The sequence below is a fragment of the Microbacterium sp. Y547 genome (assembly GCF_057669785.1).
On record NZ_JBYHFN010000007.1, the window covers coordinates 1 to 21,591 of the forward strand.

25 protein-coding genes, 1 tRNA gene and 2 pseudogenes are annotated in these 21,591 nt (G+C 67.3%); 12 read left to right on the forward strand and 16 right to left on the reverse strand.

Translation table 11 applies throughout. The annotated features are described in order from the left end of the window. Window positions 1-39: 39 nt before the first annotated feature. Together AC25Y0_RS11525 and AC25Y0_RS11530 are read right to left on the reverse strand one after the other, a co-directional pair. A pseudogene (locus AC25Y0_RS11525) lies at window positions 40-261 on the reverse strand (tyrosine-type recombinase/integrase); the annotation flags it as partial. A gap of 153 nt (window positions 262-414) precedes the next feature. Further along, window positions 415-576, reverse strand: a pseudogene (locus AC25Y0_RS11530) (IS110-like element IS110 family transposase); the annotation flags it as partial. 515 nt (window positions 577-1,091) lie between these two features. Between AC25Y0_RS11530 and AC25Y0_RS11535 the strand changes: the two are divergent. Continuing rightward, complete coding sequence (locus AC25Y0_RS11535) at window positions 1,092-2,390, forward strand: cation:proton antiporter (RefSeq protein WP_488123417.1); 1,299 nt, start codon at window positions 1,092-1,094, stop codon at window positions 2,388-2,390. A gap of 73 nt (window positions 2,391-2,463) precedes the next feature. On the opposite strand, the gene AC25Y0_RS11540 is transcribed toward AC25Y0_RS11535, so the two are convergent. Continuing rightward, window positions 2,464-3,255 carry a ZIP family metal transporter gene (locus AC25Y0_RS11540; RefSeq protein ID WP_488134696.1) on the reverse strand — a complete coding sequence of 264 codons (792 nt, stop codon included), beginning with the start codon at window positions 3,253-3,255 and terminating at the stop codon, window positions 2,464-2,466. A gap of 959 nt (window positions 3,256-4,214) precedes the next feature. Continuing rightward, entirely contained in the window at window positions 4,215-4,484 is a 270-nt protein-coding gene (locus tag AC25Y0_RS11545; protein ID WP_488123415.1) for a hypothetical protein, read from the reverse strand. Here AC25Y0_RS11545 and AC25Y0_RS11550 point away from each other — a divergent pair. Beyond that, window positions 4,474-4,836 carry a cyclase family protein gene (locus tag AC25Y0_RS11550; protein WP_488123414.1) on the forward strand — a complete coding sequence of 121 codons (363 nt, stop codon included), beginning with the start codon at window positions 4,474-4,476 and terminating at the stop codon, window positions 4,834-4,836. The genes AC25Y0_RS11545 and AC25Y0_RS11550 overlap by 11 nt on opposite strands. Window positions 4,837-5,019: 183 nt before the next feature. Here AC25Y0_RS11550 and AC25Y0_RS11555 read toward each other — a convergent pair whose 3' ends face one another. Both AC25Y0_RS11555 and AC25Y0_RS11560 read right to left on the reverse strand, forming a co-directional pair. Further along, complete coding sequence (locus AC25Y0_RS11555; RefSeq protein ID WP_488123413.1) at window positions 5,020-6,009, reverse strand: hypothetical protein; 990 nt, start codon at window positions 6,007-6,009, stop codon at window positions 5,020-5,022. Between the two features lie 383 nt (window positions 6,010-6,392). Next, window positions 6,393-7,106 carry a hypothetical protein gene (locus tag AC25Y0_RS11560; protein ID WP_488123412.1) on the reverse strand — a complete coding sequence of 238 codons (714 nt, stop codon included), beginning with the start codon at window positions 7,104-7,106 and terminating at the stop codon, window positions 6,393-6,395. Between the two features lie 282 nt (window positions 7,107-7,388). Here AC25Y0_RS11560 and AC25Y0_RS11565 point away from each other — a divergent pair, with 282 nt between their 5' ends. The 3 genes from AC25Y0_RS11565 (at window position 7,389) to AC25Y0_RS11575 (ending at window position 9,182) form a co-directional block, all read left to right on the forward strand. Beyond that, entirely contained in the window at window positions 7,389-7,868 is a 480-nt protein-coding gene (locus AC25Y0_RS11565) for a hypothetical protein (RefSeq protein ID WP_488123411.1), read from the forward strand. Then, on the forward strand, window positions 7,868-8,068 hold the full coding sequence (locus AC25Y0_RS11570) for a helix-turn-helix transcriptional regulator (RefSeq protein ID WP_129393106.1): 201 nt from the start codon (window positions 7,868-7,870) through the stop codon (window positions 8,066-8,068). The genes AC25Y0_RS11565 and AC25Y0_RS11570 overlap by 1 nt, the downstream gene beginning before the upstream one ends. Before the next feature lie 904 nt (window positions 8,069-8,972). Continuing rightward, window positions 8,973-9,182, forward strand: a complete 210-nt coding sequence (locus AC25Y0_RS11575) for a hypothetical protein (protein WP_488123410.1) — start codon at window positions 8,973-8,975, stop codon at window positions 9,180-9,182. A gap of 47 nt (window positions 9,183-9,229) precedes the next feature. Here the strand turns inward: AC25Y0_RS11575 and AC25Y0_RS11580 are convergent, their stop codons facing one another. Both AC25Y0_RS11580 and AC25Y0_RS11585 read right to left on the reverse strand, forming a co-directional pair. Further along, window positions 9,230-9,427: a helix-hairpin-helix domain-containing protein gene (locus tag AC25Y0_RS11580; RefSeq protein ID WP_488134697.1), complete on the reverse strand. Its 198-nt coding sequence runs from the start codon at window positions 9,425-9,427 to the stop codon at window positions 9,230-9,232. A gap of 57 nt (window positions 9,428-9,484) precedes the next feature. Further along, a complete protein-coding gene (locus AC25Y0_RS11585) occupies window positions 9,485-9,940 on the reverse strand; it encodes an ASCH domain-containing protein (protein WP_488123443.1) in 456 nt (151 codons plus the stop codon). Window positions 9,941-10,078: 138 nt separating this feature from the next. On the opposite strand from AC25Y0_RS11585, the gene AC25Y0_RS11590 reads away from it, so the two are divergent. Beyond that, window positions 10,079-10,306 carry an RNA-binding S4 domain-containing protein gene (locus tag AC25Y0_RS11590; RefSeq protein ID WP_488123409.1) on the forward strand — a complete coding sequence of 76 codons (228 nt, stop codon included), beginning with the start codon at window positions 10,079-10,081 and terminating at the stop codon, window positions 10,304-10,306. 91 nt (window positions 10,307-10,397) lie between these two features. Here AC25Y0_RS11590 and AC25Y0_RS11595 read toward each other — a convergent pair whose 3' ends face one another. Beyond that, entirely contained in the window at window positions 10,398-10,916 is a 519-nt protein-coding gene (locus AC25Y0_RS11595) for a hypothetical protein (RefSeq protein ID WP_488123408.1), read from the reverse strand. Between the two features lie 46 nt (window positions 10,917-10,962). Then, window positions 10,963-12,276 (reverse strand): APC family permease, encoded by a 1,314-nt coding sequence (locus tag AC25Y0_RS11600; protein WP_488123407.1) that lies wholly within the window; start codon window positions 12,274-12,276, stop codon window positions 10,963-10,965. A gap of 184 nt (window positions 12,277-12,460) precedes the next feature. Between AC25Y0_RS11600 and AC25Y0_RS11605 the strand changes: the two genes are divergently transcribed. Continuing rightward, window positions 12,461-14,599 (forward strand): catalase, encoded by a 2,139-nt coding sequence (locus AC25Y0_RS11605; RefSeq protein WP_488134698.1) that lies wholly within the window; start codon window positions 12,461-12,463, stop codon window positions 14,597-14,599. A gap of 1 nt (window position 14,600) precedes the next feature. Here the strand turns inward: AC25Y0_RS11605 and AC25Y0_RS11610 are convergent, their stop codons facing one another. Next, window positions 14,601-14,753 carry a hypothetical protein gene (locus AC25Y0_RS11610; RefSeq protein ID WP_488123405.1) on the reverse strand — a complete coding sequence of 51 codons (153 nt, stop codon included), beginning with the start codon at window positions 14,751-14,753 and terminating at the stop codon, window positions 14,601-14,603. 48 nt (window positions 14,754-14,801) lie between these two features. On the opposite strand from AC25Y0_RS11610, the gene AC25Y0_RS11615 reads away from it, so the two are divergent. Continuing rightward, window positions 14,802-15,149, forward strand: a complete 348-nt coding sequence (locus AC25Y0_RS11615; RefSeq protein ID WP_488123442.1) for a DUF427 domain-containing protein — start codon at window positions 14,802-14,804, stop codon at window positions 15,147-15,149. Between the two features lie 71 nt (window positions 15,150-15,220). On the opposite strand, the gene AC25Y0_RS11620 is transcribed toward AC25Y0_RS11615, so the two are convergent. Further along, on the reverse strand, window positions 15,221-15,379 hold the full coding sequence (locus AC25Y0_RS11620) for a hypothetical protein (RefSeq protein WP_488123404.1): 159 nt from the start codon (window positions 15,377-15,379) through the stop codon (window positions 15,221-15,223). A 95-nt stretch (window positions 15,380-15,474) separates the two neighbouring features. Between AC25Y0_RS11620 and AC25Y0_RS11625 the strand changes: the two genes are divergently transcribed. Beyond that, on the forward strand, window positions 15,475-16,923 hold the full coding sequence (locus AC25Y0_RS11625) for a phytoene desaturase family protein (RefSeq protein ID WP_488123403.1): 1,449 nt from the start codon (window positions 15,475-15,477) through the stop codon (window positions 16,921-16,923). Here the strand turns inward: AC25Y0_RS11625 and AC25Y0_RS11630 are convergent, their stop codons facing one another. The 3 genes from AC25Y0_RS11630 to AC25Y0_RS11640 all read right to left on the reverse strand — a co-directional run bounded on the left by AC25Y0_RS11630 (window position 16,924) and on the right by AC25Y0_RS11640 (window position 18,672). Beyond that, a complete protein-coding gene (locus AC25Y0_RS11630; protein WP_488123402.1) occupies window positions 16,924-17,163 on the reverse strand; it encodes a hypothetical protein in 240 nt (79 codons plus the stop codon). It lies immediately after the preceding gene. An 82-nt stretch (window positions 17,164-17,245) separates the two neighbouring features. Continuing rightward, on the reverse strand, window positions 17,246-17,827 hold the full coding sequence (locus AC25Y0_RS11635) for a hypothetical protein (RefSeq protein WP_488123401.1): 582 nt from the start codon (window positions 17,825-17,827) through the stop codon (window positions 17,246-17,248). Window positions 17,828-17,844: 17 nt separating this feature from the next. Further along, window positions 17,845-18,672: an inositol monophosphatase family protein gene (locus AC25Y0_RS11640; protein WP_488123400.1), complete on the reverse strand. Its 828-nt coding sequence runs from the start codon at window positions 18,670-18,672 to the stop codon at window positions 17,845-17,847. Between the two features lie 95 nt (window positions 18,673-18,767). Between AC25Y0_RS11640 and AC25Y0_RS11645 the strand changes: the two genes are divergently transcribed. Then, window positions 18,768-18,840, forward strand: a tRNA-Lys gene (locus tag AC25Y0_RS11645). A 149-nt stretch (window positions 18,841-18,989) separates the two neighbouring features. Here AC25Y0_RS11645 and AC25Y0_RS11650 read toward each other — a convergent pair. Then, the gene (locus AC25Y0_RS11650; RefSeq protein WP_488123399.1) at window positions 18,990-19,244 is read right to left on the reverse strand and encodes a hypothetical protein; all 255 of its coding nucleotides are present in this window, start codon (window positions 19,242-19,244) and stop codon (window positions 18,990-18,992) included. 129 nt (window positions 19,245-19,373) lie between these two features. Between AC25Y0_RS11650 and AC25Y0_RS11655 the strand changes: the two genes are divergently transcribed. Both AC25Y0_RS11655 and otsB read left to right on the forward strand, forming a co-directional pair. Then, window positions 19,374-20,789 (forward strand): alpha,alpha-trehalose-phosphate synthase (UDP-forming), encoded by a 1,416-nt coding sequence (locus AC25Y0_RS11655; RefSeq protein ID WP_488123398.1) that lies wholly within the window; start codon window positions 19,374-19,376, stop codon window positions 20,787-20,789. After that, entirely contained in the window at window positions 20,786-21,586 is an 801-nt protein-coding gene (gene otsB / locus AC25Y0_RS11660) for a trehalose-phosphatase (protein WP_488134699.1), read from the forward strand. The genes AC25Y0_RS11655 and otsB overlap by 4 nt, the downstream gene beginning before the upstream one ends. Window positions 21,587-21,591 lie beyond the last annotated feature (5 nt).

Below are 21,591 nucleotides of genomic sequence, written 5' to 3' on the forward strand. Positions count from 1 at the left end.
CAGACGTCAACCAAACTCGGGGCAGTCCCAAACTCGCAATCAGTTCGCCCAGAGGCGGCCGACATCCGCGTTCAGCCCGCCCTGATTCATCCGTTCGGCGACATCCGCGAGGTCGTCGTCGAACAGATCGGCGTACGTGTCGAGTGTCATCGCGGCAGACTGGTGTCCCAGCATTCGCTGCACTGCCTTGACGTTTGCACCCGACGAGATCGCCAGGCTTGCAGCCGTGTGGCGCAGGTCGTGGGGCGTCAGGCGCTCGATGTCGGCGAGGTCGAGCGCGGTCGTGAACCAGCTGGCGATCGCGTCGAACAGCTTCTGGCCGCTGATTGCGTTCGCAGGCTTGGCTATCCCGATGTTCCCGATCGGAACGCGTCGAGCTTCGGGTTCCGGGTCCGCTCGAGTTTGAGCGCGCCATCAGGCGGCCAGTTCGCCGCCTGCGGTTCCGTGGGACCGCTCGTAGGGAGTGCCGTCGCGGAGCATTGCGATTAGCACGTCAGACCGGCGTCCTGCGAGACCAAGGAGTGCCTGGTTGTGGCGCTTGCCTTGGCTGATCTTGCGGTCGTAGTAGGTGCGGGAGTCGCGGGCTGGTCATCTGCCACTCCGTCGCTGAAGGGGTCTGGCCTTGTTCGAGTGTTGCTCACGGGTCAACCGCTACGGCACGCCTGCACCCGCCGTCGGCCGACTTCATTGAGGGTTCGCTCAGTGTTGCGTCAGAAAGTCAACCGTCAACTCAGCGGACGCTTCTCGACATATGGTCTCCCCATGAAGCACATCGCCTAGACAAGCGGGTCCCTCCTCGCCGGGGACGACGACGCAAACATTCTGCCCACGCGCAGTACTCTCGGACATCGATCATTCCGACACCGTCATGTTGCAGCCGAAGCTGTCGACTGCAACGCGGGCGAGTGGCGGCTTCGACGTCAGGTCCCCGGGTGCATTCTCGTCGGCGTGCGCGGTGATCATCACGCCTCCATCCGACTCGGCTGATCGGCGGGCGTACACCTCAACCTGCACACACGGGAGGCCTGCCAGTTGGACCACACCATGGTCCACCCCGGCGATAGCCCTCCTCACCCCCCGGGGGCACACAAATGACGTTGGATCCTGTCGGGCTGGTATACCTTTCGGCTGGCATTGCGACCTTGTTCGCTGCGTTGCTGCCGCGGCTGCTCGGCAAAGCACCGGTGTCCATGCCCATGGTCTTCGTTGGTGCAGGCATCGTTGCGTTCACCATCGTCCCCGGATTGCCAGATCCCAATCCGACGGAGCATCCCGTCATCGCCGTCCACCTCACCGAGCTCTGCGTCATCGTCTCTCTGATGGGCGCTGGGCTTGCGATCAACAGGGTCTTTAGCTGGCGCACTTGGTCCACCACGTGGCGGCTGCTGGGCATCACGATGCCCTTGTCGATCGTCGCGGTTGCGCTGCTGGGCTGGTGGGGACTCGGGCTTGGTGCCGCCAGCGCGATCCTGCTTGCGGCGGCTCTGGCACCCACCGACCCTGTGCTGGCCAGCGAAGTGCAGGTCACCGAACCGCTCACCGAAGATGACCACGGCGACGACGACGAGGCTCGCTTCGCGATCACCTCCGAAGCCGGCCTCAACGACGGCCTCGCGTTCCCGTTCACATACGCCGCCATCGCGATCAGTACCGTCGGTCTGGCCCCATCGGGGTGGCTCAGTGAGTGGTTGCTGATCGACGTCGGGTGGCGTCTGGCTCTCGGCATGCTCCTCGGCCTCGGTGTGGGGTGGCTGTTACGCCGCCTGTTCTTCTCCGGACTCTCGCAACGGTTGGGATTCACCGACAAAGCCGACGGGTTCATCGCCCTGGCGGCGACTTTCCTCGCCTATGGAGCAGCGGAAGTCGCTGAAGGATACGGATTCCTCGCGGTCTTCGTCTGTGCCTGCACCATCAGAGCGGCAGAACGAGCCCATGGACTCCACTCGGTCCTGCACACCTTCGTCGAGCAAGTGGAACGGCTCCTCACTGTGGCTGTGCTCATTCTCCTCGGCGGGGCTGTTGCCCGTGGACTGCTTCAGTCGCTGACATTGCCGGACATTCTCTTTGCTGCGGCGGTCCTACTGGTCATCCGACCCCTCAGCGGCTGGATTGGTCTTACGCCGGGGAAGACAGGTCCCCGAGAACGAGGGGTGATCGCGTTCTTCGGCGTTCGAGGGGTCGGTTCCCTGTTCTACATCGCCTATGCACTCGAGAACGGCGACTTTCCCGGCGGTGAACGGCTTTGGGCGATCGCGTCCGTCGTGGTTCTCGGCTCCATCCTGATTCATGGGGCGGCAGCAACTCCCACCATGACGCTCCTCGACCGAGCGCGGCGGCGCCGCGCGCAACGACCGGAGAACGACGCGGGAGCGACCAACACACCCGTCTGAAACCCGACGCGAAGCGATGAGCGGGAGAGCTGGGGACCGCCGGCACCGCAAGAAGCACCAGGGGTCTCATCGGCTACGCGAGCGACAGTGCGAAAGACACCGAGAACCCGGCGGCCGTGCTCAACGCGACCGCCGGGCCACCGTGCTCGTACGCCTCCGGCATGAGGGTGTCTGCCAAGGAGGCGATCACGGCTCCGGCCGCGAACGCCAACGGCAAGGAAACCACTGCCGGGTCGCTCTGAGAAAGGAATACCGCTCCAGCCACAACCGCACCGGTGAGGAGGACAGCACACGCCGTCCACAACCACATGATCTGCGAGAGAGGCCGTCCCTGGTCCCGCATCGAGGCAGCGCCGACAAGCGCCTCCGGAAGGTTGGATGCAAAGATCGCCGCGAGCAGCGCGATGCTGCCGGTGCCTTCAGCCAGCGAGATGCCCAGTGCCAGATTCTCTGGGACGCCGTCCAGCGTCACAGCGGCCAGAAGCGCCACCCCGGCAGTTCCTCGGGTTGTCGCCGAGCTGGCGCTCCGGCCCGCTGCGGCGGCGTCTGTGTCCAGCTTGACGCTTCCCTTGACCTCGTCCGCAGGCCTCGAACGCGATCCGGCTTGAGCCCAGCGGTCCAGAAGCGCGCTGAGAATCGTGAACACTACCGCGCCGGCGAACAAGCCGACCACCGCAAGCCAGATCCCACCGCGCTCATAGGAGTCCTCGAACAACTCGAACGAAAGGGCCGTGATCAACGCTCCGGCCGCGAAAGACAAGAGAATCGCGAGCAGACGTTTGGGCAGCTCCAGCCGGGCACCCACCGCAGCGCCGATCACGAGCGCGACGGATGCGACGGCTCCGAACAACAAAATCATCCACATGCGTCCGACTCCCAACGGTGGACCGCGTGTAACGTCCGCCGGGCGATCAACTATGACACCGCTGACCAGCACCTTCAAGGCATCGCACCGACGCGGTGAAGGCGGACGAGTCGTTGCCTGATCTGTGTGCCCCGTCCTGTCTCGCTCAGTGGCACTTCTCGTGCTGACCGGCGAATATCCATCTCGAGACGGAGGCCACGCGGCATCCGCGCGCGTAGCGTCGACCTTGGAGGGAGGAGCAACCATGACTACACGGCACGACAGGACTGAAACACCTCAGATCGCGACCTGGTACTTCGTGGGCGCGACGTTCATCTTCGCCAGCCCGGCGCTCTTCATCCCGGATGCGGAGCTCTGGGTCCGCATCGTCCTCTTCGTAGCGGGATTTGTCGCAGTGGTGGGGGGCGGCGTACAGCTGGGACGAGAGATCAAGCAGAAGCGTTCGAGACGCGTAGAACCATCCACGCCGGACTCCGATACAGCAACGTGACGCGTCATCGAGGGCCGCTCCGCATGGCGAGCGCTTGTCACCGGATCGTTCGGGTGTCCGGGCCGCGAGCGGGCATCCGGGAGGTGTGAAGCCTCCGGCACACCCCGGCGCAAGTACGCCGCGCCCGTCGCAGACCGGTGCTCCTTGGTCATCACGTTGCGGCGTGACGGTCGCCAACTGATCTGTCCATACGTCTGCCCCGACGGGCAGGGGAGGCGCGGGGAACGGAGCCGTGGCGGCGGTCCTCGCCCGGCGCGCCTCACCCGCCGCGGCCGGCGCACTCTCCGCGCGTCACGACCTCGTCCTCTAACGCGCCGGCCTGCCGTTCGACAGCCATACGGAACTGCACTACAACGTCCTTCAGAGACAGGAGTTTCCATATGCCAAGGGGAGGGCATCGGTCGTCGGTAGCGGACGCCTGGTGCGGGCCAGGGGCGTTCGATGATCAGGGTGCCGCGATCGTCGAAGATCATGAGGCTGTCGCGTCGTAGATGACGTAGACGTCCTGTCCGCGGCGGGTGTGGCTGATGTTGAACCAGATCCCACGGGCTTTGATAGTCCCGTTCAGATGGATCGTCGCGACCCGGATACCGGCGGCGGCGCGGCCTTGTGGGGCCGGGATCGCGGCGGGGCTTGAGATGGCTCGCCGCTGTTCGACGGGCAGCGGTCCCGGCGGGTTGGCTTTCGGCGTCGCCTCCCACGCGGCTTGCGGGACGACGTGGGCGACGATGCTCACCATCGGTCCGGCGCTCACACTGGATGCTGACGGCGTGGCGGTGGCGCGGATCGATATTGGCACGCACACCGGCACGCACGTCGATGCGCCGGCTCACACCGTGCGCGGCGGCCGAACGACGGCGGATGTCCGCCTGGATGAGCTGGTAGGCGAAGCGATCGTGGTGCGGGTTCCCGGAGGAGCCGCCGCGGCGCCGTACGGGCGGGCGCACCCTCGATTCCGGTGGGAACGTGAAAGAGCCATCATCGACGGCTACGTGAGCGTGAACGGCGAGGTCGATCGCCGTCGCGGGCGCCAGCTGAAGATCGGCGACATCGTCGGATTCGAAGGACGCCACGTCCGCGTCTGCCCCTGACCGGCCATTTCGGCTCATCGCGCACCGCTGTCCCGTCGACGGCGAGGGTGAGGTCGACGAGGGCGATCAGCGCCGCGGTGGGCCCGCGGTGATGGCGTCGATCGCTGCGCGACTCTCTCGATTCTCAGGCCATCGCCCGTGGACGGGCCGCAGACTGGGTACCTGACGGGATCCGAGGTGGGATCACGTGATGCTGCCCGGCAACCTGAAGTCGTAGCTCGGCAGTACGTCCGTCTTCTCGAGGCGGAACCCGCCCCGCATCATCGGAGTCATCAGGGTGTGCGTTCCGTAGGTGAACCCCACCGGGTACCCGAGCCCTGGCGTCACCACCCGCCACGGCTCCGCGAAATCCGTGGAGTCGTTCGAGGTCTTCTCGAGCACGGCGCCCGTCTCTTCGAGAACGAGGCGATAACCGGGATGCGCGTGGAAGAGCGCCGAAGATGCGGTGCTGGCTCTGTTCGACCCGCCGGACGCGAAGAAGTGCACGGTGTACCAGCCGCGTGCCTGCGGCACCGAGGACTGGGCCGTCAGCTCATGGTATGTCCGGATGAGGGCAGCGGCTTCGCGCGCGCTTTTCTCATCGGGGAAGTGGCAGCTCTTAGGGCCGAATGGGCAGTCGGAGATCTTGAGGCAGCGCTCCGCGAACGCGGTCTTGGGGTCGACGTGGAAGCGGTAGTTCAACGAAGTTCGGAGGAACGGAGAGTTCACTTCCCTCTCGTGCCGCTCGAGCGCTCGCTGGGCCGATTCCTGCAGGCTCGCCGCCATGGTGGCGAGCCTGTCCTCGTCTTTGGCGCTCAGCGCCGGTTGGTCGGGGGAGTGCTCGGCGGGCGCCCGCAGCACCGACAGCAGCCAGGACGCGTCCATCGGGTGGAACACATCGGACTTCGCCGCGCGGATCAGGCGGGCGTCACGTTCGGTGCGCTGGGCGTGACGCTCGGCGTGCTGCAGCCGCTCCCACTCCTCGATCACCTGAGCCTCGGCGGGCTTGAGTGCACGGCGGGACTGCTTGGCGCGGACCCGCTCGACCTTCTTCCGGAGGGCGAGTTCCGCCCTCGACGGTGCGGGGCGCTTGCGCTGATCCCATTCCCGCGCCTCACGCGCGAACCGGATCAGAGTCTCCTGCTTGCGGAGGTCCCGCTCCCGGCTCGGCTCCCGATCCGTACCCAACACCATTCGTTCCCCTCACGGGGCCCATGCGACATCGCAGCGGGGCCAGTCAAGCCTGGGGCCAGGCCTCCACCGAGGCCCAGCCGTGGATCCAGAATAGTGGGCCGCGCGGACAAGGCCGCCCGAGCGCCCCGTTACCTATGCGCCCCGCACCGCGCCGCGCCAACCACGCGGCGGATGGGGTCCCATGACGACATTCACCAGCGGCTTGCCGCAAGCCCAAGCGCAGCAAGCCGTTCCGCGTGCGGCCGGATCTTGGACCACGGTTCTCCGAGGCCCAGTCCCACGCCTTCGCCTCCCACCCTCGCGTATGCGGCGTTGATGTCGACGTGAGCGGGAATGAGAACCCCGCAGATTCATTCGAGTGAATCTCGGCTGGGGCGGACGCTCTAGCTTGCGGGTTCAGTGCCCTGACGTGAGGCTGGCCGCGCCGGCCACGGGCGCCCCAGATCTAGCGCGGACCTCGGGCGGCACTGGTGGAAGAAGCCGGTGTCGATGATGTCCTGATGCGTGTTCTTGCGGGAGAGGAAGTCCTCGATGGCGGCGAGTTCCACCCGTGACACGCCCGCTCGTCGGTCAACGCTGACCCGCAGGCTGGGTGAGTAGAAGCCACGGCGGACGTTCGGGTCCTCGGGGTGGTTGACGTTGTCGATGACGCAATGCTCGAACCGCCCGTTCTCGACGTACGCGATGCGGTAGGCGTCTTGTGACCGTCGCAGGACGCGAAAGAGCTTGTCCGCTTCCGCCTGCTTGGTCCGGTTGCGGTCGTATTTGGCGATCGGGAAGTCCTCGAGGTACTCCCGTTTCCAGCTTGACGCCAGGATCTTCAGGCCGTACTCCTTCGGCGACTCGCGGAGGAGGAACTCGTACCAGTTCGGGTCGGCGAGGATCGCAAGCTCGTTGCGGCGCGACCTGTTCGCGAACCGGGCAAGACGCTTCATCAGCTCGCTCGACCAGTTCAGTCGCAGCCTGGGAGAAACGTCCTTGGACCGGTCCGGCCGGAAGTGCGTCCGGTTGTCAATCTGGGCAGGGTCACCGTTCGGGAACAGCACCCCGAACGCGTCCACCACGAGCTGCCTCTTGTTGCTCTCGGTCAAAGTCATCCCCCATCTGCGGCACCGGCGCCCGAAGCCTGATCCTATGGTTCCTCCGCTTAGCCTCGATCCGCCGATGAGCTCGGGGGCGTGTAGGAGGTACGAAGCGGGAACGGCTTCTTGATCAGGGGCAATTTACTGGAGCGTTCGTCGCGATCCGCTCGCCGAGCGCTGCATCTCGCGGGTGCAGGCGATGTCGCGTCGAGCAGGCATGTCAAGTTTACTTGACTGTAAAGCGGGCTTTACATATGTTGGTGGGCAAGAGCTTCGAGCCGCAGAGAGGCACAACCCATGTCTGAACACACCAACAACGACCGCCCCGCTCGCACCGGCAGTTCGATGCAACGCGTTCTCCTCATCGTCCTTGCGGCGGCTGTCGGGGCGGGAGTGTTCGGAGTGACAGCGTGGCTGATCGGGTTGCGGGATGACGACCCTTCGGCAGTCGGTCCCGCGATCGCGGCGTTCAGCGTGCTGTGGTCCGCACTGATCGGCGGTGCGATGGCGGCCATGCTGGCCTGGGCGATCCTCATCGGCCGGCACTCGCCAAACACGCAGCGGGCCAATTCAAGAGACTCCATCGAGCGGAGCCAATCGGAACGAGCCCGGGCGGGTGCATTCACGGATGTTCTCTTCGTTGCGGCTGGCGGCCTGCTGCTCGTGTCACTGCTTCGGGTTGACGCGTCTGCACTACTGGCGCTCTCTCTGTTGATGGCGGTCGGGCTGCTCGACTTCTCGGTGCGGTACTGGGTGCTGCAGCACCGGGAGTCCTGATGCGCAACGACCTGCGTGAGCGTCGCGCGGCGGCCGGACTCTCCCAGGAGCGCCTAGCAGACCTCGTCGGCGTCTCGCGGCAGACCATCATCTCTATCGAGCGAGACCGGTTCGATCCCAGCCTTGATCTTGCGTTCCGCATTGCTGCAACGTTCGACGTGCGGATCGAGGAGGTCTTCTTTCCCTCGCCCGCCGCGTAGCCGGGGCCTCAGAGGTATCTCGTCGATGCAGTTCAAGCATGCTCCTGCCGCGGTGTCTGCGGTGTTCGATGACCGCCTGCACGGGGAGGAGGCGAAGCTGCTCCGCGAACGAGATCACCTCGTCGCACGTCTGCGCGATTCCGGTCACAGCTGGAACGCGATTAGCTCGCGCACCCGGCTTAGCCGGCAAGCCCTGATGAAGCGAACCCCGCCCTGTCTCCTAATGAGGTGCGCCGCAAGACGCTCCGGGTAGATGCGCTTTTCGAGCGATTGGTCCTATCCCAAACCTCGCCCTTGACGCCGTCGCTCGGCAGCGATGTCCTCGCGGCGCGCGTTCGACTCATAACCTTCCGCGAGTTCGATGAACAACGCCCGGATACGTGGCCAGGGTCGTGCGTCTTCGGCATACTTGCGGAATTTCCGGGCGAGCTCCCATTCGGTCACTCCACCTCCATCTCCGGCGCTCCGGCCGTGGCTGGCCGCCTATCGAGCCGACGTCCCACCCATGACCGATCAGCAACCGCTCGCTTCGGGCACTGCACCCCGCCGACCGCTTGGCGGCTGATTGGCGGCGCGACGGATCTGCGCGGGCGGCATGCTCGTGTCGGCGCTTCATGGTGAACCAACAGAGCCGCGGATTTCTGGCCCTTTTCGTTGCCCCGAAATCGGTATCGATCCGGTTGTCTCGCAGGCGGTGGCAGCTGCATAGCGTTAGCCGCTGCCGTCGCCGAGAGGACGCGGGCGTACCGCTCCGCAGCACCCGGCGTGAACTCGACGATGTCAACCATGACGCCGAACGTACAGGCCCACCGACCTGGCACAGAACCGTTCCCAGAGGACGGGCGCAGAGCAGCCTCGGCGCGGAGCATGCCGTTGCGCTCGAACGTCGTGCATGCTCGGAGCTATGGCAGGTTCACCGAGCGGCTTCGTGTTCACGGTTCGTGGTGATCGCGTGGAGATCCGCCACGACGGTCGGCTGGCGGCCACGTTGCGAAAAACGGCGGCGGCAAAGTTTCTCGACGATGTCGAACGCGCGGATCCACAGCAGGTGATGGCGCGCGTCACAGGCAACTACAAGCGGGGGAACGAGCGGACCGAGACCCGGCGGCCGTGACCGCGCGCGAGCGATACGGGTCACGTCGACCCGGGGCAGCCCCGGAACTACTTGCTGAGGCGAAGACCTCGACGCGCGAGTTCCTCGGTCAGGATTCGCACTGCTTTCGGACCGACACCGTGCACAGCCAGAAGATCTTCGGGTGTGTGAGACACGAGTTGGTCGTACCCGGTGATGCCGTGCGCCGCGAGCGCTTGCCGCGCGACGTTGCCTATCGACGACGGAAACTTGGATTCGAGGGTCACCTCCGTGACGATACCCGCGCCTGCGCCGGCGAGCCGGCGAGCTGACGTAGAACGCCTTCAGTCAGCGTGCTGCGGCGGCCAGACCACCCGGAAGCGCTCGAAGACGATCTCCTCGTCTTCGGACCACACCCGGCCCTGGGCCTGAGCGACGCGCGTCCAGTAGCGACGATGCTCGCGCCGCCAGCTCTCCAAGCTCAGGTCGTCTTCGCCCTCATCCGCGGCGAACGCGGCGTCTGCGCTCGAGAACGTGCCCAACCGCAGCTCGACGCTCCGGATGATGATCTGGGGCACGCCACGCCCGTCGCAAGCGATCCAGTGCGACCCGATGCGGGGAATCTCATCGCCACGGGCGAGGTAGTCCGCGACGAGTTCTGACGTCCCCCTCTTGCGCCCGCTGATCACGTGCGCCACAAGCTCGTCGGCCAACCGCTCCGAGTCGCCGAAGTGCTCGATCGTGTACTCGGGGCACACCGATACCGCGTCGGGGTGCGCCGCCGCATACTCCTGCCACATGCGGCGACCGGCGTCGACGTCGACCGGGGCGACAGGCGATGAGGGCACAGCCTCATTGTGCCAAGACGAGGCAGAGTTCGAGAATCGCTGCCGTGCGGAGAGGGCGGAAAGGGGAGCGTCCCGGACTAGCATTCGAGGATGACGAAAGCAGCTCCGATCGAGGACATGTCGATCGGCGGGGAGATGATCCGCCTCGGCCAGTTTCTGAAGTTCGCGGGGGTCCTCGACTCGGGTGGCGACGTGAAAGAGGCCATCATCGACGGCTTCGTGACCGTGAACGGCGACGTCGATCGGCGGCGCGGACGCCAGTTGCAGCTCGGCGACATCGTGGGCTTCGAGGGGCGAAGGATGCGCGTCGCCCGGTAGATTCCCCGAACGAGGGCGCATCATCACGACCGTGCCATCGAGGGTCGCGGTCGAGCCGTCGGGGGGTCACCTCGCCTGTCTGTATTGAGGCTCAGTCCGGCGTGCCCTCGATCGCGCGAGCCCATCCGGCGAGGTCGACGTCATCCTCCCAGACCTCATTGATATCCGGGGGAGTGTGCTGCGCGAACTGAGCCGATGACACGGTGCCGCGCAGCCACGAGTCGACGCAGTTGCTGAGGAACAGCGCGGTCCGGCCGATCTTGGTGAGATCGCCTGTCTCGATGCCGCGGTTCATCACGATCGCGAGGTACCGCGGCACCGCGAGGTCCTTGCGCCCGAGATGGGCCGTGAAGGCATTGAGCGTCGATGAGAACCGCACGGATGCTTCACGCGCACCGTCGCGGTCGCCCCGCGTCGCGGTGCGTTGCAGATCGGTGAGGGCCCGAACGAGCGCGACGATCTCGACGCGGGTGTGCGCTCGCTCGCTCGCCAGGCGCTCGCGCCGCGCGAGCCAGACCGCGATGCCCGTGCTCACGAGGATCGCCACGACCGGAACGACGACGGCGCCGAGGACATCGAGCGGCACGACCGCCGGCATCGTCTCGATCATGTGCTGAATCTAGAGCGAACCCCTGACGGGCGTCTACGACCGACGCCTACCGCTCAGTGCGCTCCCGACTCCAGCGGGCGAGGAAGTACAGCACGACGCCGATCGCGAGCAGCACCCCCGCGAAGAGCCATACGGCCGGGCGCTGCTGCGTCAGGAGCAGGATGCACGATGCGGTGCCGAGGACGGGCACCCAGGTCCACACGCGGAAGTGCTCGTGTTCGACCGGGTCGCGGCGCAGGACGAGCACCGAGACATTGGCACTGATGAAGACGAGCAGCAGAAGCAGCACGACCGTCTCGGCGAGCGTCGCGAGGTCGCCGACGAGCGTCATCACCATGGCGATGAGAGTCGTCGCGAGGATCGCCACCCAGGGCGTGCGCCGCTTCGGCAGCACACGCGACAGGGTGTGGGGCAGGAGCCCCTGCTCGGCCATGCCATAGGTCTGCCTGCTCGCCATGATCATCGTGAGCAGTGCTCCGTTGGCGACGGCGATGAGCGCGATGAGGCTGAACAGCCACGCCGGAACGCCCACGCCCGTCGCCTCGACGACAGCCAGGAGCGGGCTGCTGGACTGCTCGAGTTCGTCAGCGGGAAGGGCGATGCCGCTCGCGAGGCCGACGAGCACGTACACGACGCCCGCTGTGATGAGGGCCGCGAAGAGGGCCTTCGGGTAGGTCTTGCGAGGCTCCTTGACCTCTTCGATGATGCTCGCGGACGATTCGAACCCGACGAACGAGTAGTACGCGATGATCGCGCCCCCCAGGACGGCGGCGGCGAGATTGGTGCCCTCCGGAGCCTCGGTGACGCGCGACACGTCACCGCCGCCACCGGAGACGAGAACACCGACCGAGACGACGACGATCACGAGGCCGATGACCTCGATGATCGTCATGACGAAGTTCGCTCTCATCGATTCCCGGATGCCCCGGGCGTTGAGCGCGGCGACGACGGCGAGGAGGCCGAGGGCGACGGGTGTGACAGGCAGATCGACGAAGGTCGAGAGATACTCGCCGGCGAAGGCGATCGACAAGCCTGCCGCACTGGTCACTCCGGCGGCGAGCATGCAGAAGCCGACGAGGAACGAGACGAGCTTGACCTTGAACGCGCGCTCGGCGAATACGGCAGCACCGCCGGCGCGCGGGTACTTCGTCACGAGCTCGGCGTACGAGCCGGCGGTGAGGAGGGCGAGCAGCAGAGCCACCACCAGCGGCGCCCACAGCATCCCACCGACCTCTGCCGCGAGCACGCCCATCAGTGCGTAGATCCCCGCACCGAGCACGTCACCGAGGATGAACGCGAAGAGCAGCGGTCCGGTGATCCCTCGGCGCAACCGTGACGGCTGCTCGAAATCACTGGTCACGATCGAAACTCTAGGAGACACCCGCCGCGGGCGGCGCGGGGTTGACAGGCGCGCGCATAGAGGAGCAACCCCGGTGCGTCAACCCGCTGGAGCGATCCACGCTGTCGTACCTAGCCTCGGGGTACTTGTCCGACCCCGGCAGTCTCGCGCGCCGGGCCGATACGACCCAGGGATTATGACGAACATGAGCAACAACGCCCACCCGCCCATCCCCGGCGCCCCCGCATCCGAGCCGGCATCCCTGCCAGAGCCTGAAACGCCGCGCGAACCGCTTCCCCCGAAGCCGGACCAGTCCGCGCCCGAAACCCGGTCGCCCACGGGCGCCGAGACCGGAGCGCCGGCCGAGACGCGGGCGCAGCAGGGGGAGTGGCTGACAACTGCGCTCGGCACTCGCCTGCGCGACACCGATCACTCGCTGCGCGCCGGCCCGCGCGGGCCCGTGCTCCTGCAGGACCACCACCTGCGCGAGAAGATCATGCACTTCGACCACGAGCGGATTCCGGAGCGGGTCGTGCACGCCCGCGGCGCCGCCGCGCACGGCACGTTCACGGCCAACGGCGCCGCCGAATCGGTCACGAGCGCCGCGTTCCTGCGTGCGGGTGAGACGACGCGCGTCTTCGTGCGGTTCTCGACCGTCGTCGGATCGCGCGGTTCGATGGACACGGCCCGCGATACTCGTGGGTTCGCGACGAAGTTCTACACGTCCGAGGGCGTCTACGACCTCGTCGCCAACAACATCCCCGTCTTCTTCATCCAGGACGGGATCAAATTCCCCGACATCGTGCACGCCGTCAAGCCGCATCCCGATCGCGAGATCCCACAAGCGCAGTCCGCCCATGACACCTTCTGGGACTTCGTCTCGCTGCACACCGAGGCGCAGGCTCACACGATGTGGAACATGTCCGACCGCGGCATCCCTCGCTCGTATCGGATGATGGAGGGCTTCGGCGTCAACACCTTCCGCATGGTCAACGACGCGGGAGACACCGTCCTGGTCAAGTTCCACTGGCGGCCCAAGCTCGGGACGCACGCCCTCGTGTGGGAAGAAGCGCAGATCGCCGGCGGCAAAGACCCCGACTTCCACCGACGCGACCTCGCCGACGCGATCGAGGCGGGTGCCCACCCGCAGTGGGACCTCGCGATCCAGGTGCTGCCCGACACCCCGGACGAGACCTTCGCCGGCATTGACCTGCTCGATCCGACGAAGTTCGTGCCGGAGGAGCTCGCGCCGCTGCAGGTCATCGGAACAATGACCCTCGACGCGAATCCCACGAACTACTTCGCCGAGACCGAACAGGTCGCCTTCCACCCGGGCCACCTCGTGCCGGGCATCGACGTGACGAACGATCCGCTTCTGCAGGGGCGCCTTTTCTCGTACCTCGACACGCAGCTCTCGCGGCTCGGTGGTCCCAACTTCACGCAGCTGCCGATCAACCGGCCGCACGCTGACGTCAACGACATGCTTCGAGACGGGATGCACCAGACCGCTGTGCACCGCGGTGTCGCGCCGTACCATCCCAACTCTCTCGACGGTGGGTGCCCGTTCCACGCGGGCATGGCTGAGGGCGCTTTCATCGAGGTGCCGACCGTCGTGCCCGAGGCTGCGATCACTCGCGAGAAGCCCGCGAGCTTCGACGACCACTACTCACAGGCGCGGCTGTTCTACCTCTCGCTGACACCGACCGAGCAGGAGCATGTCGCGGGGGCCTACGCGTTCGAGCTCGGCAAGTGCTACGAACAGGCGATCAAGGAGCGCCAGCTCGCGGCGCTCGCGAACATCGACGCGGACCTGTGCCAGAAGGTCGCCGACGCGCTCGGGCTGCCCGCACCTGCGGCATCCGTGGAGCTCGCCGATGTCGAGCTGAGCCCCGCTGTGCGAATGATTGGCGGGCAGTGGCCAGTCGACGGCCGCGTCGTCGGAATCCTCGCCGACTCCGAAACCGATCTCGCAGAGCTGCAGTCCGTGCGCGAGGCGCTCCACGACCAGGGCGTCACACCGTTGGTCATCGCCGAGCGCGGCGGCATGCTCGGGCACATCCCGATCCAGCGCAGCGCCGACACCGTTGCGAGCATCGAACTCGACGGCCTGATCGCCCTCGCCCCCACGACCGCGCCGCCGATCGTCCGCGCGTTCGAGGAGGCCTTCCGTCACGGCAAGGCCATCGGTGCCGACGATGCGGGAGCCGCCGTGCTCGCAGCGGCTCACATCGACGGCGGTGAGCCCGGAGTCCTCACGGGCCCCGCCTCGACGCTCGTCGAGGGAATGCTCGAGCTGCTCACGCGCCACCGTGTCTGGGATCGCCTCTCAGGACCCGTGATGTGATCTAGATCTCGATCTCGTCGACGGACTGGCCTTCTTCATCGAGGAGGGCCGGTCCGTCTTCGGGGTCGAGCCGCGCATCGGTGTCCTCGGGCTCGGCGGCATCGGTCGTGTCGGGCTCTGGTCCGGGCTCGCGGGGAATCGATCTGTCCTTCATGCTTCGAACCCAACCGATCGTCGGGCAGAGAGCAAGGGGTTGACGACGGTGGCGGCGGGCGGCAAGTCTCGAAGCAGACGAAGGGAGCGACGCATGCGCGCAACGCTGAACGGAACGGTGATCGCCGACGCCGAGCACGATGACCTCGTGCGGATCGAGGGCAACTGGTACTTCCCGCCGGCGAGCATCGGTGACGGAGTGCTCATAGAGAGCCCGACGCCGTACACGTGTCCGTGGAAGGGTGCGGCGCAGTACTACAACGTGGTCGTCGACGGCGAGCAGCACCCCGACCTCGCGTGGGCGTACCCCGATCTTCGCCCGGGCGCCGTCGATCGCGTCGGGCGGGACTTCGCGGGCTATGTCGCGTTCGCCCCGCAGGTCACGGTCGAGGACTGAGCGGTCAGGATCGGGTGGCGTCGTCGCGCATCTCGGCGGTGACTTCTCTGGTCGGGTCTCGGTCTCGGGTATCAGGTCTGGCGCTTGATGAACTGCATGAGCCAGGCGATGACAGCGATCACGAGGATCACGATGCCCACCCAGAGCAGAAACTTCACGGCCTCGACGAAGATGCCGAAGAACAGCAACGCGAGTCCGATGATCAGCAGGATGATGGCGAATCCGGTCATGTGCTCCATGATCGCGGTAGCCCCCGCTCGGCCACCGAGGGTTGACACGGTCCGCCCTTGCATGCCCCGCGCGGCGCGTGTGGGACGGTGGTGAGATGGACTCACTCGACGCAGTGATCGTGGGTGCCGGTCCCAACGGCCTGGCCGCTGCCGTCACCCTCGCTCGCGCGGGTCTCGCCGTGCGCGTCTATGAACGAGCCGACCGGGCCGGCGGGGGAGCGTCTACCCGGGAACTCACGCTTCCCGGGTACCGGCACGACGTCTGCTCCGCGATCCATCCGCTCGCCTTCGAATCCCGGTTCTTCCGCGAGTTCGCGCTCCGGGACCGCGTCGACTTCGTTACCCCCGATGTGTCGTTCGCCCAGCCTCTCGATGGCGGCCGTGCGGGTATCGCCTATCGCGACCTCGCCCGCACGCGCGACGAACTCGGGGTCGACGGTCCCGCCTACGAACGCCTCCTGCGCCCCCTCGTGCGACACGCCGACCGTGTCGCGGAGTTCACCGGCTCAACGCTCGTGCGGGTGCCACGGCATCCCCTGACGGCGTTCGCGTTCGGGCTGCGCTCGCTCGAACAGGGGAGTATCGCCTGGAACGCCCGCTTCCGCGAAGAGGTCGCGCCGGCGTTGCTGACGGGCGTCGCTGCCCACTCGATCCTGCCGCAGCCGAGCATCGCCGGCGCGGGAGCGGGACTCACGCTGGCCACCTATGCGCATGCGCGCGGCTGGCCGATTCCGATCGGAGGATCGCAGTCGATCATCGACGCGATGGTCGACGACTTGCGCGCGCACGGCGGCGAACTGGTGCTCGGCCACGAGGTGACGTCGCTCGACGAGTTGCCGCGCGCACGGGCCACGCTGCTCGATGTCACCCCCCGGGCGCTGCTCAAGATGGCGGGCGATGCTCTTCCCTGGGGCTATCGCCGCGTGCTCGAACGCTTCCGCTACGGCGGCGGAGTGGCGAAGGTCGACTTCGCCTTGAGTGATGCCGTCCCCTGGGTCCACAGCGGCGTGCGTAGCGCGGGCACCGTGCACGTCGGGGGGACGCGGGCCGAGATGGCCCGGGCAGAGAACGAGGTCGATCGCGGGCGGCTGCCCGAGCGTCCGTATGTGCTCGCCGCGCAGCCCTCCGTGTTCGATGACACCCGCGCACCCCGCGGTCACCACACGCTGTGGACGTACACGCATGTTCCCGCCGGAAGCGATGTCGACCGCGAAGAGGCCGTCATCGCTCAGATCGAGCGATTCGCGCCCGGTTTCCGGGACACGATCATCGCGTCGCATTCGCGCTCGGCGGTTGATGTCGAACGGCACAACCCGAACTACATCGGGGGCGACATCGCCGCGGGTGCGCCCACGTTCGACCAGTTGCTGCGCCGACCCACTCTGAGCCCTGATCCGTGGCGCACGCCGATTCCGGGCGTCTACCTCGCAGGAGCATCGGCGAGCCCCGGCCCGGGCGTGCACGGCCTGGCCGGGTGGTGGGCCGCGCTCAGCGCGCTCCGCCACGAGTTCGGCACGCGCGTCCGCCCCGACCTGTCGCCCTGATCAGGGGTGGGTGATCGACGGCCCCTGGGGGAAGCCCTGATCGTCGTCGACGTCTGCCCCGCTGGCGAGGCGATCGGCCGTCGCGCTGTCGACCTGGTCGGGGTCGACATCCGGATCGAGCGTCGCCTCGCCGTCGACGTCGCGGATCGGGTCGTCGGGCAGCAGTCCGCCGTCGTGACCCGACGCGCCCTGCTCGGGACCGGTGGGCGGGATGATGGGGGCGGGCGGAGTGTTGCTCATGGTGTCACCTCTCGTCTGGGGCTTCGACGTTACGAAAGCCCGGCGACGGATGCGACGGGGTTGACGGGCGCGCGGGAGCGTTCTAGCGGCGGGGCCATTCGATGAGGAGCAGACCCTGCTTGGTGTCGGCGAGCTGAACCACACCCTCGGTGAAGAGGTAGGTCATGCCGTACCCCTCGTCATCGCTCTGGATCGCCGTTTCGGCCGGCTCGGTGATGTAGACGCCGGCCTCGGACTCCTCACGCCGCCAGCCCTGACCCACCAGCGACTCCTGCGCCTGCGTGGCGGTCGAGTCCTGGATCGGCGCCCAGCCGAAGAACTGCAGGTGATCGCCCGCCGGCCCTTCGAAGTCCGCCCACACGCAGAGCAGACCGTCGGGCACTTCGATGTCGCCGATGTAGAAGAGGTCGGCCTGCGAGCTCCAGCCGAGGCTCTCGAAATCGGCGACGATGGCATCGGGGATGATCGTCTCGCAGGTGGGCTCATCGGCGCTCGGCGCTTCGGTCGCCGGCGCTGACGGGTCGGGCGCGGAGACGCTCGGCGTCGGAGCCGCGGTCTGCGGCGACACCGGATCGGGATCGGCCTCGGGGGCGCACGCCGTCAGCGCAAAGGCGGCCGCTGCGATGGTGAGAGCGGCGGCGAGACGCAAACGGGGGGAAGTCATCGGTGGCTCCACGGGGTTCAGGGGGAGTGCAGCAGGTCGAGGAACGGCTGGTGGAGCGTGCCGTTCGTCGCGAGCGACGACCGCTCCGTCAAAGAAGCGGCGCCCGAGTAGGCGGTGAAGGAGCCGCCCGCTTCGAGCACGATGGGCACATGCGCGGCGATGTCGTACTCCTGCACACCGAACTCTGCCACGAACTCGAGGCGCCCTTCGGCGAGAAGCATGTAGGGCCAAGCATCGCCGTAGCCGCGGTCGCGCCACACGGCCGACGTCAGCCGATCGAGGGCGTCGAGTTCGCCGGCCTCGCGCCACTGGGCGATGCTCTGGAAGCTCACGCTCGCGCGGTCGATCGCGTCGACGTCTGAGACAGAGATCCGGCGCGTGCCGCCATCCGCCGTGCTCGTCCACGCGCCGAGTCCGGATGCCGCCCACCAGCGGCGCGCGATCGCGGGCTGGCTCACGACACCCACGCGAGGAATGCCGTCGATCGCGAGCGCGATCAGGGTCGACCACATCGGGATGCCCCTGAGGTAGTTGTGGGTCCCGTCGATCGGGTCGATGATCCACTGGCGCGATCCGGAGCCGGTCGTGCCGAACTCTTCGCCGAGGATGCCGTCGCCGGGTCGCTCGCTCGCCAAGAGCGCACGGATCGCCGTCTCGGTCGCGATGTCGGCGTCGGTGACGAAGGTCGCGTCGGGTTTTGCCTGCACATCGAGATCGGGCGAGTCGAAGCGGGGCATGGCTGCCGCATCCGCCGCATCGGCGAGCCTCAGGGCGAGCGCGAGATCGCCCCGCAGATCACCGTCGAACGGCACGTCGAACGAGGACGCAGGGGAGGCAGCGGTCACGAGATCAAGGATAACCGGCGCAGTGCTCGACTCGATTTCCGGGTGACGCAATCGTGATGCTAATGTGGACCCTCGTTCGCCTCGTCGCGAATCTCGCACCTCTAGCTCAATCGGCAGAGCAACTGACTCTTAATCAGTGGGTTCTCGGTTCAAGTCCGAGGGGGTGCACGGATAAGCCTCGGTCACTCTCGCCAGTGACCGAGGCTTTTCTGCTTCTCGTGGGTGATGCTCGTGAGTGCTCGACGGTCATCCCGGTCGCGAAACGGCGACCGGAAGGCGCCACCGCGACGGATCGCGGTGGCCGCGGGGTGACCTGCTCAGCGCTGGATGCGCTTGCGGAGGAGCTTCTCCTCTTTGCCGCGCACGGGGGAGTCGGTCGCGACGAGGTGCCCCGTCGAGGCGCGTCGCGTGTCGACGATGGCGCCCACGGCGAGGGCCAGGGTGATGCCCCAGCTCAGCCAGGCAAGAGCGGTGCGCCACGTGAAGGGAGTATCGCCGCGTGTGGACCGCAAGAGCGTGAACCCGCTCAGGATCGCGCTGACCAGGCCGGTGCTGAAGAGGTATCTGCGCATGTGCCCACGCTAGCGGCACCCGGCGCGACCGCGCCTCCCTTGACAGGGCGACGCCCGGCAGTCAAGGCCGGATTGCGCGCGGGGCCCCGCTGTTAGCCTGATCAGCACACCCCCGCCCCCAGGAGTACCGTGACACAGGCCGAGTTCGTCGTCGTCGCCAATCGACTTCCCGTCGACCGGATCACCGAGGGGGAGTATGCCGGCGGGTGGCGCCCGTCGCCCGGTGGACTCGTGACAGCCCTCGAACCCGTCATGCGCCAGACGAAGGGCGCGTGGGTCGGGTGGCCCGGGCAGCCCGACCTGGCGCTCGAGCCGTTCGACTTCGATGGCATGCACCTCGTTCCCGTCGAACTCTCGGCATCCGACGTCGAGAACTATTACGAGGGCTTCTCGAACGACACGATCTGGCCGCTCTATCACGACGTCATCGCGGCGCCGCGGTACCGCCGCGTGTGGTGGGACGCCTACGTCAAGGTCAACGAGCGCTTCGCCCGCGCCGCCGCCGATGCCGCAGCGCAGGGCGGCACCGTCTGGGTGCAGGACTATCAGCTGCAGCTCGTGCCGCAGATGCTGCGCGAAGCGCGGCCCGACCTGACGATCGGATACTTCCACCACATTCCTTTCCCCGCATACGGCCTTTACTCGCAGCTGCCCTGGCGGCGCCAGGTGCTCGAAGGGCTGTTGGGCGCCGACGTCATCGGCTTCCAGCGCGTCGCCGACGCCAGCAACTTCGCCCGCGCCGTGCGGCGACAGCTGCGCTACGAGACGAAGGCCAGCGGCATCCGCGTGCCCGACGGCGAGGGCACGACGCGCCTCGCCGTCGCCAAGGCGTTCCCCATCTCGATCGATGCCGCGACGTACGTCGAGATGGCGCAGCGCCCCGACATCCAAGCTCGGGCAGCCGAGATCCGCGAGAGCCTCGGCAACCCCAAGAGGATCCTGCTGGGCGTCGATCGCCTTGACTACACGAAGGGCATCCGCCACCGGCTGAAGGCGTACGGCGAGCTGATCGATGACGGTCGCCTCGACGTCGAAGACGTCACCCTCGTGCAGGTCGCGAGCCCCAGTCGCGAACGCGTGCAGGCCTACATCGAGCTGCGCGACGAGATCGAGCTCACGGTGACCCGCATCAACGGTGACCACGACACGATCGGCTATTCGGCGATCCGGTACCTGCACCAGGGGTTCCCGCGCGAGGAGATGGTCGCGCTGTACCTGGCCGCGGACGTCATGCTGGTCACGGCGCTCCGCGACGGTATGAACCTCGTCGCGAAGGAGTACGTCGCGTCGCGCGTCGACAACCGCGGCGTGCTCGTGCTGAGCGAGTTCGCCGGAGCCAGCGACGAACTGGGGTCCGCACTGCGGGTCAATCCGCACGACATCGGCGCGCTCAAGGACACGATCATGCGCGCGATCGAGATGCCGGCAGCCGAGCAGGGGCGGCGCATGCGGGCGCTGCGTCGCAAGGTGCTCGACTTCGACGTCGCCCGATGGTCCAAGACCTTCCTCCAAGCCCTCGCGGCATCGAAGGACCGAGCGGGATGACCGGCTACGAAGCCCTGCGTCGCGTCGCGGCATCCGATCGCCTGCTCGTCGCACTCGACTTCGACGGCACGCTGTCGCCGCTGGTCGACGAGCCCATGTCCGCCCGCATGCTGCCCTCGGCGCGCGCCGCGATCGAACGCCTCGCGGCGCTGCCCGACACGACCGTCGCCCTCGTGTCGGGGCGCAGCCTCGTCGACCTGCGAGAGATCGCCGAGCACGCCGATGACTCCGTCTACCTGCTCGCCGGAAGCCACGGCGCGGAGTTCTGGACGCCCGGCGAAGGTGCCCTCGAACCCGAGCCCGACATCGTCGACGCCGAACTGCGCGACCGCCTTCTCGCCGACGCGCGGCGTGCGACAGAGGGACTCGCCGGCGTGTGGATCGAGCCCAAGACCTTCGGTCTCGGCGTGCACACGCGCCTCGCCGAGCCCGCCGACGCCGAGCGTGCCCGCGCGGCGGTCGATGCCATGGTCATCGCCGAAGCGCCGCACTGGCGCCGACGCACGGGCAAGCACATCGTCGAGTACGCCTTCCGGCACGAGGGCAAGGACTCGGCGATCCACGAGCTGCGCAAACGGCTCGGTGCCACGGCGGTCCTCTTCGCCGGCGATGACGTGACGGATGAAGACGCTCTGCGCAGCCTCGGCGTCGACGACCTCGGTGTGCGCGTGGGGGCGGGGGAGACCGCCGCCGCCCTGCGAGTGGCCGACATCGACGAACTCGCCGCTCTGCTGGACGATCTCGCCACGCAGCGTCGGGCGGTCACCGGTGAGAACACGGCCCCTGCCCGGGAATAGACTCA